14 protein-coding genes are annotated in these 16333 nt (G+C 60.9%); 12 read left to right on the plus strand and 2 right to left on the minus strand.

The features are described from left to right. The first annotated feature begins 54 nt into the window (after nucleotides 1–54). Genes ACIQUB_RS26940 through ACIQUB_RS26960 form a run of 5 tightly spaced genes read left to right on the plus strand, consistent with a single transcriptional unit; the run spans nucleotide 55 to nucleotide 6648 of the window. A complete protein-coding gene (locus ACIQUB_RS26940) occupies nucleotides 55–813 on the plus strand; it encodes an SDR family NAD(P)-dependent oxidoreductase (protein ID WP_402933941.1) in 759 nt (252 codons plus the stop codon). Between the two features lie 33 nt (nucleotides 814–846). Then, entirely contained in the window at nucleotides 847–2004 is a 1158-nt protein-coding gene (locus tag ACIQUB_RS26945) for an efflux RND transporter periplasmic adaptor subunit (protein WP_402933944.1), read from the plus strand. Beyond that, entirely contained in the window at nucleotides 2001–3083 is a 1083-nt protein-coding gene (locus tag ACIQUB_RS26950; protein ID WP_402933947.1) for an efflux RND transporter periplasmic adaptor subunit, read from the plus strand. Before ACIQUB_RS26945 ends, ACIQUB_RS26950 begins: the two co-directional genes overlap by 4 nt. Next, nucleotides 3080–6160, plus strand: a complete 3081-nt coding sequence (locus tag ACIQUB_RS26955) for an efflux RND transporter permease subunit (RefSeq protein ID WP_402933950.1) — start codon at nucleotides 3080–3082, stop codon at nucleotides 6158–6160. The genes ACIQUB_RS26950 and ACIQUB_RS26955 overlap by 4 nt, the downstream gene beginning before the upstream one ends. Then, nucleotides 6157–6648 carry a hypothetical protein gene (locus ACIQUB_RS26960; protein WP_402933953.1) on the plus strand — a complete coding sequence of 164 codons (492 nt, stop codon included), beginning with the start codon at nucleotides 6157–6159 and terminating at the stop codon, nucleotides 6646–6648. The genes ACIQUB_RS26955 and ACIQUB_RS26960 overlap by 4 nt, the downstream gene beginning before the upstream one ends. A 146-nt stretch (nucleotides 6649–6794) precedes the next feature. On the opposite strand, the gene ACIQUB_RS26965 is transcribed toward ACIQUB_RS26960, so the two are convergent. After that, nucleotides 6795–7628 carry a cupin domain-containing protein gene (locus ACIQUB_RS26965; RefSeq protein WP_402933955.1) on the minus strand — a complete coding sequence of 278 codons (834 nt, stop codon included), beginning with the start codon at nucleotides 7626–7628 and terminating at the stop codon, nucleotides 6795–6797. Nucleotides 7629–7743: 115 nt separating this feature from the next. Between ACIQUB_RS26965 and ACIQUB_RS26970 the strand changes: the two genes are divergently transcribed. Together ACIQUB_RS26970 and ACIQUB_RS26975 are read left to right on the plus strand one after the other, a co-directional pair. Then, on the plus strand, nucleotides 7744–9024 hold the full coding sequence (locus ACIQUB_RS26970; protein WP_402933958.1) for a 4-aminobutyrate--2-oxoglutarate transaminase: 1281 nt from the start codon (nucleotides 7744–7746) through the stop codon (nucleotides 9022–9024). 4 nt (nucleotides 9025–9028) lie between these two features. Continuing rightward, complete coding sequence (locus tag ACIQUB_RS26975) at nucleotides 9029–10507, plus strand: NAD-dependent succinate-semialdehyde dehydrogenase (protein ID WP_402933961.1); 1479 nt, start codon at nucleotides 9029–9031, stop codon at nucleotides 10505–10507. A 52-nt stretch (nucleotides 10508–10559) separates the two neighbouring features. Here ACIQUB_RS26975 and ACIQUB_RS26980 read toward each other — a convergent pair whose 3' ends face one another. Next, the gene (locus ACIQUB_RS26980) at nucleotides 10560–11528 is read right to left on the minus strand and encodes a LysR substrate-binding domain-containing protein (protein ID WP_402933964.1); all 969 of its coding nucleotides are present in this window, start codon (nucleotides 11526–11528) and stop codon (nucleotides 10560–10562) included. Nucleotides 11529–11618: 90 nt separating this feature from the next. Between ACIQUB_RS26980 and ACIQUB_RS26985 the strand changes: the two genes are divergently transcribed. From ACIQUB_RS26985 to ACIQUB_RS27005, 5 genes are read left to right on the plus strand one after another with little or no spacing between them, the layout of a single operon-like run. Then, nucleotides 11619–13064 (plus strand): amidase, encoded by a 1446-nt coding sequence (locus ACIQUB_RS26985; RefSeq protein WP_402933967.1) that lies wholly within the window; start codon nucleotides 11619–11621, stop codon nucleotides 13062–13064. Continuing rightward, on the plus strand, nucleotides 13064–13912 hold the full coding sequence (locus ACIQUB_RS26990) for a branched-chain amino acid ABC transporter permease (RefSeq protein ID WP_402933970.1): 849 nt from the start codon (nucleotides 13064–13066) through the stop codon (nucleotides 13910–13912). The genes ACIQUB_RS26985 and ACIQUB_RS26990 overlap by 1 nt, the downstream gene beginning before the upstream one ends. Further along, the gene (locus tag ACIQUB_RS26995; RefSeq protein ID WP_402933973.1) at nucleotides 13909–14916 is read left to right on the plus strand and encodes a branched-chain amino acid ABC transporter permease; all 1008 of its coding nucleotides are present in this window, start codon (nucleotides 13909–13911) and stop codon (nucleotides 14914–14916) included. Before ACIQUB_RS26990 ends, ACIQUB_RS26995 begins: the two co-directional genes overlap by 4 nt. After that, nucleotides 14913–15620 (plus strand): ATP-binding cassette domain-containing protein, encoded by a 708-nt coding sequence (locus ACIQUB_RS27000; protein ID WP_402933976.1) that lies wholly within the window; start codon nucleotides 14913–14915, stop codon nucleotides 15618–15620. The genes ACIQUB_RS26995 and ACIQUB_RS27000 overlap by 4 nt, the downstream gene beginning before the upstream one ends. After that, a complete protein-coding gene (locus ACIQUB_RS27005; RefSeq protein WP_402933979.1) occupies nucleotides 15620–16318 on the plus strand; it encodes an ABC transporter ATP-binding protein in 699 nt (232 codons plus the stop codon). Before ACIQUB_RS27000 ends, ACIQUB_RS27005 begins: the two co-directional genes overlap by 1 nt. The last annotated feature ends 15 nt before the right edge of the window (nucleotides 16319–16333 follow it).

Below are 16333 nucleotides of genomic sequence, written 5' to 3' on the forward strand. Positions count from 1 at the left end.
GCCAGTGCTGGCCGCTGCCACCGCAAGCAACCGACGATGACGAAGGAGAAAGACATGCTCGATGGCAAAGTGATTGTTGTAACTGGAGCGGCAAGCGGGATCGGAAGAGCGATCGCTGTCGCAGCCGCTGCCCATGGCGCCCGCGCGGTGATCGTTGGTGACTTCTCGCCGGAACCGAAGGAAGGTGGCGAGACGACGGTCGATCTGGTCCGCTCCTATGGCGCGGAAAGCCGGTTCATCTCCGTTGACGTGCGGGATCGCGCTCAGATCGATGTGTTAATCGCCGCCGCACAGGACGCCGGCGGTGTGGATTGCGTGGTCTGCAATGCCGGTATCGCGCGGCCTGGAGACGGGCCTGATGTCAGCGAAGAAGACATGGATGCGCTGGTCGCCGTCAATCTCAAGGGGCTGCTTCTGACAGCTCAGGCGTCGGCAGCGGCCATGGCCGGGCGAGGAGGGAGCATCGTGCTGGTCTCCAGCATGGCTGGGCTCAAAGGCACGGCGGTCAATCTCGGCTACGGCGCGACCAAGGCCGGTGTCAATTCGCTGGCCGCGGCTCTCGCCGATGCGCATGGACCTCAAGGCATTCGTGTCAACGCGATCTGCCCCGGCCTCATCGATACCACGCTGGCGCAGTCTTCCTCCTCCGGCGTTTCGGAGAAGATGGCCGGGCTGATCGCGCGCATGCCGTTGCGCCGTCTCGGCCGGCCCGAGGAGGTCGGTCACGTGGCCGCATGGCTCGCATCCGATCTGTCCTCCTATGTCACCGGCGTCGCACTGCCCGTCGATGGCGGCCAGACCGCCGTGCTCTGAACTCCTCTCAACAGCTGTCCGAAAGGGACGACAATGACCCTGTCATGCAATCTCCATGACCGCGCCGAGCCGTTTGCGATGTCGAAATCGGCCGCTGGCCGCAGGCTGCCGAAGCCAGCACTCCGCCTCGCGGCGCTATGCGGCCTCAGCCTTGCTGCGGCTTTCCCCGGCCATGCGGCCGATGCGGCGAGCCCGATCGCGGTGACGGTACAGGCCGCCACCGCCGACACGCCCGAATTTGGCGTGGAACTCACCGGCTCCGTTGCCGCGCGCAAGGTGAGCGAGGCCGGATTTCGCATCAGCGGCCGGCTGCGGTCTCGCGAAGTGGATGTCGGCGACAGGGTGACCAAGGGGCAGATCCTCGCCAACATGGAAGCAGATGTCCAGAACGCCGACGTCTTTGCCGCCGAGGCGGCGGTGCAGTCGGCCGACGCCACCTACCGGCAGCGGGAGGCCGATTTTCAGCGGCAGGTATCGCTGCTCGAAAATGGCGTCGGCACTGAAGCCCAGGTCGACAACGCGCAGGAGCAGCTGCAAGCTGCCGCCGCGACACAGACGACGTCGCGCGCCAATCTCGGCATTGCCCGTGACAACCTCGCGAACACGGTGCTGCGGGCGCCCGTCACCGGCGTGGTAACGGCGCGCAAGGCCGAGGCGGGGCAGGTGGTGGAGGCGGCGCAAGCCGTCTATGCGATTGCCGAGGATGGGGATCGCGACGCGGTCTTCGAGGTCTACGAGGCATTGCTGACCAGGCCGCTCAGCGAAAATCGCGTCGATATCCGTCTGGTGACCAACCCTGCAGTTAAGGTCACCGGCACGGTGCGGGAGGTGTCGCCGGTCATCGATACCGGGACTGGAACGATACGCGTCAAGGTCGGGTTGCCCCGGCAGTTGCCGGCTCCGCTCTCGCTTGGCGCGCCGGTTGCCGGCACGGCGCGGTTCGACGCAGGGCATGGTGTCACTGTCCCCTGGCGGTCGCTCAGCAGGGAAGGCGGACAGCCCGCCGTCTGGGTGGTGGATCGTGCAACGAACACGGTGTCGGTCAAGCCGGTCACCGTCTCGGCCTATCGTTCGAACACCGTTCTCGTCGGCGAAGGGCTTGGCGAAGGCGATCTCGTCGTCACGGCTGGCATCCCGTTTTTGAAGCCGGGCATCGCCGTCGAGCCCAGGGTGCAGGGAGACGCCCAATGAACATCTCCTATCGCATCGCTATTCTCTCCGCCTGCGTTTCGCTCGCTTCCTGCAACGGCAAGGATGAAGCGGCGCCACAGCCGCCGCGACCGGTGTTGACGATGAAGGTCGCTTCCGCTTTTGACGACGGACCCGGTTTCGCCGGTACCGTGGAAGCGCGCTACCAGACGGCGCGCGGCTTCCAGGTGCTGGGGCGGATCGAAAGCCTCGACGTCGAGGTCGGCGATCGGATCGAGACAGGTCAGCGACTGGCCGCACTCGACCCGACCTCGTTCCAGCTCGATGTCAACTCCAAGATCGGCGACACCGCGCGCGCGGAAGCCAGATTGAAGAATGCGGCCTCGACGCTCGAACGCACCAGACGTCTTGTCTCGAGCGGAGCCTCGACGCAGGCCAAGCTTGAAGCCGATATCCAGGCGCTCGCCGCCGCGAAGGCGGCGTTGGATCAATCCAATGCCGAGCTCGCCAAGGCGAGGACGCGGGTCGACTACACGACGCTTAATGCCGGCGAGGACGGTGTCGTCGTCAGCAAGGACGCGGATGTCGGCCAGACCGTCAATCCCGGCCAGAACGTTGTGACGATCGCCAGGACCGATGCACGGGAAGTGGTGGTGGACGTTGCCCCCGAGCTTGCCGCATCACTCGGCGCGCAGGAAGCCTTCGACATCGTGCTGCAGGCCGATCCCTCGGTCACGGCCAGGGGCCGCGTGCGGGAGATCGCGCCGCAAGCGGATGCCGCGACACGCACGCGCCGCGTCAGGATCGCGCTTGAAGCGCCGCCGGAACCTTTCAGGCTTGGTGCGACCGTGACCGCGAAGCTCAGCAATCCACCTCGGACGCCAGCCGCCATGCGCATTCCGCGCAGCGCGGTCATGGATTCCGGTGGTGGCGCAAACGTGTGGGTCGTCGACCCGCAGCAGCAGACCGTCCGCGCCACCCCCGTCACGATCCAGCAACGCACGGACAATGAAACGCAGATCTCGAGCGGCCTGTCTTCGGGCCAAATCATCGTCGTCGCCGGGGTTTCGGACCTCAAGGACGGCCAGAAGATCCAATTCGATGGAGCGGATGCAAAATGAAGTCGTTCAACCTTTCGGAGTGGTCACTCCGTCATCGGTCGCTGATCTGGTATTTCATGCTGATCGGCGCGGTCGCCGGGATGCTTGCCTATTTCAATCTCGGCCGTGCCGAAGATCCCGATTTCACCATCAAGACGATGATCGTTCGCGCCAGCTGGCCGGGCGCGACCGTCCAGGAAACCATGGACCAGGTCACCGACCGGATCGAGAAGAAGCTCGAGGAGATCGATAATATCGACTACACAAAGAGCATCTCGTCTCCGGGCCAGACGGCTGTCTATCTCTATCTCAAGGATACGACACCGGCAAAGGACGTCGAGGCGACCTGGATCCGTGCGCGTAACCTGATCGGCGACATCCGCCCTGAACTGCCCGAGGGTGTGCAGGGGCCGGTCTTCGATGACGACTTCGGCGACGTCTATGGCAATGTCTATGCGTTTACGGCCAACGGCGTCTCGCAGCGCCAGTTGCGCGATTATGTCGAGGACGTGCGCAGGGAAATCCTCGAAGTGCCGGCGGCCGGCAAGGTCAATCTCATCGGCGCGCAGGACGAGGTGATCTATCTCAAATTCTCGACACGCAAGGTCGCCGCTCTCGGCCTCACGCAGGAGATGGTGATCGAGCGGCTGAAATCGCAAAATGCGGTTGTCCCGTCTGGTGTCGTGGAAGCCAATGGCGAGCGCGTTTCGGTGCGCACCTCGGGACAGTTCACGTCCGAGGAAAGCCTGCGGTCTATCAACCTTCGGATTAATGACCGCTTCTTCCGCTTGGGCGATGTAGCCGAGATCAGTCGCGGGTATGTCGATCCGCCGCAGCCGCAGTTCCGCTATAACGGCGAGCCGGCCATCGGCCTGGCAATCGGCATGAAGACCGGCGAGAACATCACCACCTTCGGCGAGCAACTCGTGGAGAAGCTTGGCGAAATCCAGAACAAGCTGCCGCATGGCATCGACGTGCATCTGGTTTCCGACCAGCCGCATATCGTCGAGGAGGCTGTCGGCGGCTTCGTCAAGGCGCTGCTCGAAGCCGTGGCCATCGTGCTTGTCGTCTCCTTCGTCAGTTTGGGGATGCGAGCCGGCCTCGTCGTCGCGGTGACGATCCCGCTGGTGCTGGCGCTCACCTTTATCATCATGGAAATCTATGGCGTCTCGATGCAGCGCATCTCGCTTGGCGCCCTGATTATCGCGCTCGGCCTGTTGGTGGATGATGCGATGATCGCGGTGGAGATGATGGTGGCGCGGCTGGAGGAGGGCGATCCGCTGCACAAGGCAGCGACTTATGTCTACAGCCACACCGCCTTCCCGATGCTGACGGGTACGCTGGTCACGGTCGTGAGTTTCTTTCCTGTCGCCTTTAACAGCGGCTCGGCCGGTGAATTCACCTTCACGCTGTTCATCGTGATCGCGGCCTCGCTTCTGATCTCGTGGGTCGTCGCGGTCCTGTTCGTGCCGCTGCTCGGCGTCACGCTGCTGCCGAAGACCATGAAGAAGCATGCAGACCACAAGGGTTGGTTCACCCGCGGCTTCGGCAAGATGCTGCGGATCTGCGTGCGTTTCAAATGGACGACGGTCGTCGTGACCGTGCTTTTGTTCGGCGCCTCGATGTATGGCATGCGCTTCGTGCAGCAGCAGTTCTTCCCGTCGTCCGACCGTGTCGAACTCGTGGTCGATTGGACGCTGCCGCAGAATTCCTCGATCACCGATACGCGCGAGCAGCTGAGCCGGTTCGAGGAGGTCGCACTCAAGGGGGATGCCGATGTCGAACGCTGGTCGACCTATATCGGCCAGGGCGCCGTGCGCTTCCTGCTCTCTTTCGACGTCCAGCCGCCCTTGCCGAACTACGGGCAGATCATCGTCGTCGCCAAGGATATCGAGGCACGCGATCGGCTGCGCGAGAAGCTTGAGGGCGTCATTCACAAGGACTTTCCTGGCACGGATGGCTGGGTCCATCTCCTCGAAATCGGCCCGCCCGTCGGTCGCGAGATCCAGTATCGCATCAGTGGTCCCGATATCGATGGCGTGCGCGCGCAGGCGCAGAAATTCGCCTCCGCCGTATCCGAAAACCCCAATCTCGGCGTGGCTGTTTATGACTGGTACGAGCCCGGCCGCGTGGTGAAGGTGGATGTGCTGCAGGACAAGATCGCGCAGCTCGGCATCACCAACGAGGCCATATCGACGGCGCTGAACGGTGTCATCGGCGGCAGCACGGCGACCCAGGTGCGCGACTCGATCTATCTCATCGATATCGTGGGCCGCGCCGACGATACGGAGCGCTCGAACATCGACACGCTCTACAATCTCCAGCTTCCGACGCAGAACGGCGGCACCGTGCCGCTGGCGGCGATCGCCACCTTCCGCTACGAGCAGGAACAGCCCGTGGTCTGGCGTCGCGACCGCATGCCGACGATCACGGTGAAGGCCGCGGTGACCTCGGATGCCCAGCCGGCGACCATCGTCGAGGAGCTGAAGCCGAAGATCGATACGCTGATCTCAGCCTTGCCTGTCGGCTACAAGGCCGAGACCGGCGGCGCGGTCGAGGAGAGCGCAAAGGGACAGGCGCCGATCTTCGCCGTCATCCCGATGATGCTCTTGGTGATGGCGACGATCCTGATGCTGCAGCTGCAGAGTTTCCAGCGTCTGTTCCTGGTCGTTGTCGTGGCGCCGCTCGGACTGATCGGCGTGGTGGCGGCACTCGTGCCCAGCGGCGCGCCGCTCGGCTTCGTCGCGATCCTCGGGGTGCTGGCGCTGATCGGCATCCTGATCCGCAACTCGGTGATCCTCGTCGTCCAGATCGAGGAAGCCCGGGCAGAAGGGCTTGACGGCTGGACGGCGGTGGTCGAGGCGACGGAGCACCGCATGCGGCCGATCATGCTGACGGCGGCCGCCGCCAGCCTGGCGCTGATCCCGATCGCCTTCGAGATCTTCTGGGGACCGATGGCCTTCGCGATGATGGGAGGTATCGTCGTCGGCACGCTGCTGACGCTGTTCTTCCTGCCGGCGCTCTACATCGGCTGGTTCCGATTGAAGGAGCCGGAAGCGCGGGCGGATGATGCGGCTGAAGAAGGCCACGTCGCGTGATCAGCCCCATAGCCGTCGCCTTCGTCACGGCCTGCACGGCGCTGGTGTCATCGGTGGTCGCACCGATGATCACCATGCGCATGGGCCGGGCCCAGATCCGCGCATCGGTGATCTCCAACAACCGGCAGCGCTGGATCGAGACCCTGCGCGACCTGATCGCGGCCTTCTGCGCGCAGGTGACGACGGCGGCGCCGATGCGCAGGACATTGCTCGATGCCAATGGGGGTATCCTGGTCACCGACCCGGATATCCTCAACAGGCTGCAGGAGATCATGAAGACCTTCACGATGATCAGGCTTATGACCAACCCGTTGGAAGCGGATCATCAGGAGCTCATTATGGTGCTTACGAAAACGATGACGACGTTGCGCACCGCTCCGCTGGACGAGGATCTCGACCCCAGCGTTCGCCAGGCGGTCGAAGAAGTGGTGCAAAAGTCGCAAATCATCCTGAAGAGGGAGTGGAGTAGGGTCAAGGCGGGCGAATAGTGTGCACGCTGCGGATTGCAAAGCCGATGCCGCAGGCATAAGCGGGGCGCCGTTCGGGTTGAGCATCGGGCTTGGCGGGATTTTAATGGCGCCCGATTGACGAGTGGCATCACGGTTACCGAAGCCAGATAAGTTGCCGCGCGGGTCTAGAAAGTCGGTGGTGTATTGACCCAGATGAGCAAGGTTTCGCCATCGGCACTGTTGCGCCAGGCATGTGGCCGTGTGCTCTCGAAATAGAAACTGTCACCGGTCCTCAGCTCATAGAACTGGTCACCATCAAGGACAATTTCCAGGCTTCCGGCCAATACGTGAATGAATTCCTCACCCTCGTGCTGATAGGCGCCTTCACTTGAGGCGCCAGGCGCAAGCTGGAACCGGTTGCATTCCATTTGCGGCCGACCTTCCGCCAGAATCTGGACGGTCACCCCCGACGATGTTTTCGGCCAGGATTTCCACTGGCCCTCGCGAACCAGAGATTGTCTTATGTCGCTTCCCTGGCCGCTCAACGCATCGACTGTCGTGCCGAGATGACGGGCGACGGCATGAAGCCCGGCAAATGAGAGACCAACCGATGTGCGCTCGAAAGTCGAAAGCATCGACGTCGGTAATCCGGTTGCAAGACCAACTGCTTCCAGCGTCATGGCCCGATCCTTGCGAAGCCTGCGAACCTTCAGACCGATCGCGAGCTCGCCGGGCATGCTTGCGGTCGGATCCTCGTCGCCTCCCTCGGCGTCGTTGAGCAACGTCTCGCGAATGGCGGCCGGGTTCAGTCCGCGCTCGCTTCTCATCCAGGCAATGCGTTGCAGCCGAACGATAAGGCCATGATCGAAGAGGCGTTGGCCGGACGGCGTGCGGATCGGCTCGATCAGGCCCTGCGCCTCCCACAGGCGCAAGGTGGAGGCTGATACACCCGCCATGCGTGCCGCATCCGCGATCTTGAATGTGCTGTCGTCCATGCCGGGCTTTTTCACAGTGGCCATGACCTGTCTTGATAGAGCTCCTGAATGATATTGCAATGCTACAGAAAAAATGTAGAGATGAGTCGGTGCCGGGGCGGATCACCGGCGCCTATCAATTCTCATTGGAGGAATACCCATGTCGAATGCGGCAATCGCTGTTCGCCGGACCGGTGCAATCTCTCGTGGCGTCGGTGTGACCACGCAGGTCTATGCCGAAAAGGCGCAGAATGCGGAAATCTGGGATGTCGAGGGGCGGCGATATATCGACTTTGCCGCAGGTATCGCCGTGGTCAACACCGGCCACCGTCATCCCAAGGTGATCGCGGCAGTAAAGGATCAGCTCGATCGCTTCACCCATACCTGCCATCAGGTTGTACCCTATGAAAGCTACGTGCGGCTTGCAGAACGCCTGAACCAGATCGTGCCTGGTGATTTCGTCAAGAAAACCGTCTTCGTCACGACCGGTGCTGAGGCCGTTGAAAATGCCGTCAAGATTGCACGCGCCGCCACCGGGCGCTCGGCAGTCATCGCGTTCACCGGCGGCTTCCATGGCAGAACATTCATGGGCATGACGCTTACCGGCAAGGTCGCGCCTTACAAGACCGGCTTCGGCGCCATGATGCCGGATGTCTTCCACGTGCCTTTCCCGATCGAACTGCATGGCCAGACGGTAGAGGCGTCGCTCGGCGTGCTCGACAAGCTTTTCAAGGCCGATGTCGATCCCACGCGTGTCGCGGCGTTCATCATCGAGCCGGTTCAGGGCGAAGGCGGTTTTTATGACGTTCCGAAAGCCTTCATGGAGAAACTCCGCGAGATTGCCGACCAGCACGGCATTCTGCTGATTGCCGACGAGGTGCAGACCGGCTTCTGCCGCACCGGTAAGCTTTTCGCCATGGAACATTACGGCGTGGCCGCCGACATCACCACCATGGCCAAAGGGCTGGGAGGCGGCTTTCCGATTGCCGCCGTGACGGGACGCGCGGACATCATGGATGCACCTGTTGCGGGCGGGCTGGGCGGCACCTATGGCGGCAACCCGATCGGCGTTGCCGCCGCAAATGCGGTTCTCGACGTCATCGAGGCCGAAGGCCTGAGCGAACGGGCCGTTTCGCTTGGCAACCGGCTCAAACAGAGGCTTCAGTCCTTGCGCGAAGCCGTACCGCAAATCGCCGATATCCGCGGCCCCGGTTTTATGAATGCGGTGGAACTCAACATTCCCGCTACCGGCACGCCAAACCCGGACTTCACCAATCGTGTGCGTGAAAAGGCGCTGGAAAAGGGACTTATCGTGTTGACCTGCGGCGTCTACGGCAATGTCATCCGTTTCCTGGCACCACTCACGATCGAGGACGACGTTTTCAGCGAAGCGCTCGCCATTCTCGAAGCAACTTTGCGCGAATGCGCCGCGGAGGTCTGACACGATGGCCATTTCCGAAAAATTGCGCGTGAGGCTGAAAGATGCCACGCTCGTAACAGACAAGGCGCCCATTGGCGGCGTTTGGATCGGCGCGGGAGAAGGCGGCAAGACCTTCGACGTCATCAATCCCTCGACCGGCGAGGTGATCGCGACCCTTCCGGATCTCGGAAGGGCGGAGACATCTCGCGCCATCGACGCCGCATACGCAGCACAGAAAGACTGGGCTGCGAAGACAGGCAAAGAGCGGGCAGCCGTCCTGCGCAGGTTCAACGATCTGCTTGTCGCCAATGCCGATGATCTGGCTACAATCCTGACGATGGAAATGGGCAAGCCGCTTGCGGAGGCGAGGGGCGAAATCCTCTACGGCGCCTCCTATGTGGAATGGTTCGGCGAAGAGGCCAAGCGTGTCTACGGCGATACCATACCCGGCCATCAACAGGACAAACGCATCATCGTCATCAAGCAGCCGGTCGGCGTGGTTGCAGCGATCACCCCGTGGAATTTCCCGAACGCAATGCTGGCCCGCAAGCTCGCGCCGGCGCTGGCCGCAGGCTGCGCCATGGTTTCAAAGCCAGCCGCGGAAACACCACTTTCGGCATTGGCGCTTGCGTTGCTGGCCGAACGCGCGGGTCTGCCGGCAGCTCTCTTCAGTGTCGTAACCTCCAGTGATTCCGCAGCCATCGGCCAGGAGTTCACCGGCAACGACAAGGTCCGCAAGCTGACCTTTACCGGCTCCACCAACGTCGGCAAGATTCTGATGCGTCAGGGGGCCGATCAAGTCATGAAGCTTGGCCTGGAACTCGGCGGCAATGCGCCCTTCATCGTCTTCGACGACGCTGATCTCGACGCAGCGGTCGAAGGCGCGATGGTCTCCAAATATCGCAACAATGGCCAGACATGCGTCTGCGCCAACCGGCTTTATGTTCAAGCCGGCGTGTACGATGCCTTCGCTTCCAGGCTGGCAGAAAAGGTGGCTGCTATGAAGGTTGGCGACGGGTTCGACGCCAACGTCAACGCCGGGCCGCTGATCTCGGAAAAGGCACTGGCCAAGGTCAAGGAGCATATCGCCGATGCCGTCTCCAAGGGCGCGACCGTTGCGCTTGGCGGAAACCCAGATGAAAAAGGTGGCCTCTTTTTCCAGCCGACAGTGTTGACCTGTGTAACGCCCGACATGAAGGTGGCCCGCGAGGAAACGTTTGGACCTGTTGCGCCGCTCTTCCGTTTCGAGACGGAAGAGGATGTCATCGCCATGGCCAACGATACCGAATTTGGCCTTGCCTCCTATTTCTATGCTCGCGACATGTCCAAGATCTTCCGCGTTGCCGAAGCACTGGAATATGGAATGGTGGGCATCAATACCGGTGTGATCTCCACCGAAGTGGCCCCCTTCGGCGGCATCAAACAGTCCGGCCAAGGGCGCGAAGGCTCGAAATACGGCATCGATGACTATCTCGAGATCAAGTATCTTTGCCTGAGTATCTGAGGACGCTCGTTGAGGTACGGCGATGGCTTTCATCGCCGTACGTCGAGCGACCCTAGAATTTCGGAGCAGGGAAGATCAGCTCTTCACTATTGTCCGGCGGCACGACGGCGAATTTTTCCGGTCCCAAGTCAAGAATGTAATGGTGCAGGATGCGAATGAGCGTCTTGATATAAGCCGGTTTGTTTTCGCCATAGGGATCAACAACAATCAAGGTCGGTGGTCGCAGCTTGTCGGCAATCGGTATTCGGCAAAGCTCTGCCCCGTCGGGACTGGACTCGCTGTTTGGCCTGATATTGAGAATGGAAATCCCCAGCCCATTGGTGACGGCAGAGCGTATCGTTTCATAGGATCGGGTGCGAAGGCCAAGTTTTGGCCGCCGTGAAGCAAGGTCGAAGACCGCCATCAGATAGGTCCGCGTTTCCGGCAGGTCCAGAAGCACCAGTGGTCGTTGCGATAGCTCCTCGATCGTTACCATGCCCTTTTGAGCCAGTATGTCGTCGCGCCTGACGAGCGCATGAGTGGGCACCTTGCAGATCTTTGTAATGCCGCTGCCATATTCCTCGCCGATGTCATAGGTGACGACGACATCGAGCATGCCGGAGGCGAGCCAGTTGCGCAGTTCCACCTGGTCGCCCTCATAAAGAATAAACTCCACCTCGCCGAACTCCGCCGTCATGCGCTTGATGACGGGGGGAATGATCAGCGCACCAAGCGGCGAGAAACAGCCGATGCGTATCGTGTGCTTGCCGGCGCTGTTGATTTCGTCGAGTGAACCGTAAAAATCCGTGCCCGCCGACAGAAACCGCCTGGCCGCCACCAGGAATTTCTGGCCTGCGGGTGTGATCGCGACGCCGTGCCCCTTGCGCCTGTCGAATACGCGTACTCCGGCAGCCTCTTCTGCTGCCTCGATGGCCGCAAGCACGGATGACTGGGAAATGAGAAGCTGCTTGCAGGCCGTTGCAATGCTTCCATGCTTTGCTACCTCGACCACATACTCGATCTGCTTTATCGTAATGCGCATAGCTATTTTCTGTATCTGTTTGTGTAAATTATACATTTTATGTCTGAGTTTTTGTGTGCTGTAAATCCTTCACCAAATTGTGGAGTGATGATGCAGATCAGTGCGGACCAACCTAATGATGTGTGCTGGCGGACAGCGAAGGAGCTGACATGCGCCTTCAGCCGCGGTGAAATCAGTCCCGTCGAAGTCGCCGAGGCGACGCTTACGCGGGCAGAGGAGGTTCATGCCGATTTCAATGCGTTTACGGCCATCGACCGTGACGGGGCATTGTTGGCTGCGAAAGCCTCCGCGAAGAGATGGAAATCGGGCGCACCTTTGTCGCCGATCGATGGTGTACCCACGACGATCAAGGACATCGTTCAGTTTCACGGTGGCGACATCCGTTATGGAAGCCTCGTCACCGGCGATATTTCAGATCTTGATGATGCCCCCTCTGTCGGAAGGTTGCGCCAGGCAGGTGCGGTTTTTCTCGGTTTCACGACCACGCCGGAATTTGGCTGGAAGGCCGTAACGGACAATCGCAAGGATGGCGTTACGCTTAATCCATGGGACAGAACGAAGACACCAGGCGGCTCTTCGGGCGGCGCTGCGGTCGCGGCGGCGACGGGCGCCGGCGTGTTGCATCTGGGCACCGATGGCGGTGGCTCCATCCGCATTCCCGCGTCATTCACCGGCATCGTCGGTCACAAGCCAAGCTTCGGCCGTGTCGCGGCCTATCCGGCCAGCGCCTTTGGCACGGTCGCCCATATCGGTCCGATGGCGCGCACCGTCGAGGACGTGGCGCTGATGCTCGACGTCATGTCCGGTCGCGATCTGCGGGACTGGACACAGACGCATCAGGAATTCCAGCCTCTTTCGCTGAAGGCGGTCAACTGGCGCGGCAAGAAGATCGGTTACTGGAAACAACCTTGTGTCGGCAGCGTTCAGCAATCGGTAAGCGATGCTGTGGAAACGGTGTTGCGCGATCTCGAACTCGCTGGCGCGGCGGTGACTGAGATCAAGCTTCCTGAACAGGATGATCTGCTCGAAATCTTCTACCGGCACTGGTATGTCGGCGCGGCCAACAGGCTGTCTGCCGTCGACGAGAGATTGCATGACAGGATCGATCCGGGCTTTATCGACGCGGTCAAGTGCGGGCAGCGTTATACTGCGGTGGAGCGTATGCAGGCAGAGACTCATCGTGCCCGCTACGGCGCTCAGATGGACGCACTCCTCGACAGTTACGATTACCTGATATCACCCACCGTCGCGATCGCCCCATTTGAAGCTGGCCGGAATTTTCCGCGCGATGGCGCCTTTGCCAGCTGGGTCGAATGGGCCTCTTTCAGCTTCCCGATCAATCTCAGCCAGCAGCCGGCTTGCTCCGTACCCTGCGGCCTGAACGAGGAAGGCTTGCCGATCGGGCTGCAGATCATTGGTGCGCGTGGCGATGATGCCGGCGTTCTCGATGCAGCACTCACCTACCAACAGATGTATCCGGATCACTTCCTGACATCGGGCCGCAAGGCACCGTTTCCAGGACAAGGAAAGAGCTGATGCAAACTGCCATTCCCTTCCTTCTCAATATGATGACGCTGATCAGTATTCTCCTGATCGTCGCCATGGGTCTGGCCATCATTTTCGGCCTGATGAACGTCATCAACCTCGCCCACGGGGAGTTCATCACCATCGGTGCCTTTATTCTCGTTGCCGTACAAGGCATGGGCGGCAGTTTCTGGCTTGCGCTGCTTGTCGCGCCGGTCATTGGCTACGGTATCGGTCTCGTGCTCGAAAAATCCCTGATCGCCAGGGTCTATCAAAGCCCGCTGCATGCCATCCTGGTCACCTGGGGATTGAGCCTTATCATTCAACAGGTACTGGTCCTGACATTTGGCGCAGCCCCGCAGCGTGTCTCCGGCCCGTTTCCCGGTGCTGTCGACATCTTCGGCAGCCAGTATCCGTCCTATCGCCTCTTCCTCATTGGTTTCGCGCTGGCTGCATTTGCCGCCACGGTCCTGTTGATGAAAAAGACCGCCTTCGGCCTTGACCTGAGAGCTTCCATCCAGAGCTCCGAGATGGCGGCCGTCATGGGGGTGGATGCCAACAAGATCAATGCTCGCGCCTTTGCGCTCGGAGCCGCTCTCGCCGCTCTTGCCGGCGTACTGCTTGCGCCCTTGACCGCCGTTACAGCGTATATGGGCATCAACTATCTGGCGCGCTCCTTCTTCGTGGTTCTCGTCGGCGGTGCCGGAAGCGTCGCCGGGGTGGCAGCAGGCAGCGGCATCATCGGCGGGCTTGAAACTTTCCTCTCCTATCAATTGCCGGCCACTGTCGCCCAGGCGCTCGTTCTTGTCCTGGCCATCGTGATCCTGCGTTTCCGTCCGAATGGGATTTTGCCCGCATGACAGCGATCGACAAAAAGCCGCGCCGCAGCCGCCTGCGCCCCTCCACGCTGATTGCCGTCGTCATGCTCGCAGTGCTTGCCATGCTTCCGGTCTTCGTGGGTGGCTATACACTTTCGACCTATAGGGACGTCCTGCTGCTCGGGCTCTTCGCCCTCAGTCTCGACATCTTCTGGGGCCGGACCGGTATCCTCAGTTTCGGTCACGCGACCTTTTTCGGTCTCGGTGCCTATGGCATGGCGATAACCTCGGTTCACTTCGGCATCGATCCGCAATGGGTAAGCCTTGTCGGCCTCCTGTTCGGTGTTGGCCTTGCCGCGCTGGTGGCGCTCTGTGTCGGATATTTCATGCTTTATGGTGGCGTACGTGGTGCCTATTTCACCATTGTGACGCTGGCGCTCGCGCTGATCGCCAACCAGATCGCCATCGGCTGGTCGAGCGTCACCGGCGGAAATTCCGGCATGATCGGCATTCCGCCGCTGTCTCTGTTCGGCATGAGTTTCGCAAGTCCGGCCGACTCCTATTACCTGGCGCTTGTCGTCCTCGGCATCAGCCTGCTGGTGTCGCTGAAAGTCATGCATGGCCGTGTCGGATTTCTGCTCTCGGCCATTCAGGACAACGAACTGAAAGTCCGCACGCTCGGTTACAGAACTCAGCTGATCCTGCTGGTGACCTTTGTCAGTTCCGCGGCCCTTGCAGGACTTGCCGGCGCCATCTACGCCACCGGCACGGGCTTTGTCGCCCCCGACCTGATCGCTCTGCTGCTCTCCACCGAAGTCATCATCTGGGTGGCGGTCGGCGGCAGCGGCACGCTGACGGGCGCGGTCATAGGCACGTTCATTGTCTGGGAGCTGCAGCAGAAGATCAGTTCCTTCAGCGTTGCCGCCTGGCCGATATTCATCGGCTCCTTCTTCATCCTCCTCGTCCTCGTCTTCCCCAAGGGCATACCGGCCCTGATCATGGAAAAGGCGCGGATGTTCACCGCCAAGAAGGAGAAGCTGCAATGACCGACAGCAATGATCCCGTGCTCAAGCTGACCAACGTTCATCGCCGCTTCGGCAATTTCGTCGCCGTTGAAGACCTTTCCATGACCTTCGCTCCCGGCGAACTCACCTGCATCATCGGCCCGAACGGCGCCGGTAAGAGCACAGTGCTCAACATGATCTGCGGTACGCTGCCATTGACCGGCGGGTCGATCACATATGGCGACACGCCCATCAATGGCTGTACGCCCGAAGACATCGCCAAGCTTGGCATCGCCCGCAAGTTCCAGGTTCCGAGCGTCTTTGAAAGCCTGGACGTGATCGAAAACCTGCGCCTGGCCGTCAAGGGAACGGACGAGAACTGGATAAGCACGTTGCTCGAACTGATCCATCTGGAAGACGACCGGCATGTTCTTGCCGCCGACCTGCCGCATGGAAAGAAACAATGGCTGGAAATCGGCATGGCATTGGCCATGAGGCCCAAGGTACTCCTGCTCGACGAGCCGACCGCCGGCCTTTCCGTCGACGAGACCAGCGACATGGCCCGCTTCCTCAAAGGACTTGATGGCAGCGTTACGGTGATCGTGATCGAACACGACATGGCCTTCGTGCGCGAACTGGGAGCGCGAACCATCGTTCTCAATCACGGTTCAATTCTGGCCTCGGGCCCGTTCGACGTCGTCGAGCACGACGAAACCGTCCGTGATGTCTATCTGGGGCGCCATTAATGCTAAAAATCAACGCACTCAACGCCGCCTACGGATCCGCACGGATCCTCAACGGTCTCGCTCTCGACATCGGCCGACGCGAGGTCATCGGCATTCTTGGCCGCAACGGTGTCGGCAAGACGACATTGATGAAGACGATCATGGCCATCGTGGCGCCGACTGCCGGCACCATTTCGCTGGATGGCCGCGCCATCGCCGGTCTTTCTACCCATCAGATCGCCAAGGCGGGTATTGCCTATGTGCCGCAGGGCCGAGGGATCTTCGACAAGCTGACGGTCGAGGAAAATCTCCGCATGGGACTGCGCGCAAACGCATCCGCCTCACCGCGCATTCCAGACTTCATCTATGACCGCTTTCCAATCCTGCACGAGCGCCGCGAACAGATCGCCGGCACCATGTCCGGCGGCCAGAAACAGCAGCTCGCCATCTCACGGGCGATGTGCAGCGATCCGAAAATCCTTCTTCTCGATGAACCCTCCGAAGGCATCCAGCCGAATATCGTCAACGACATCGGCGACTTCATCCGACATCTGGTCGAGACCAGGGACATCTCGGTCATTCTCGTCGAACAGAACCTTGGCCTTGTAAAGCGCTCCGTCGACCGGATTGCGATCATGGTCAAGGGACAGGTCGTCCATAGCGGACTGCCCGCCGAACTCGAAGATGAGGAGCTTCTGCAGAAATACCTTTCCGTGTGACTTCATCCAACCAAA

The organism is Rhizobium sp. NPDC090275 (assembly GCF_044772225.1).
Taxonomy (GTDB): Bacteria; Pseudomonadota; Alphaproteobacteria; order Rhizobiales; family Rhizobiaceae; genus Rhizobium.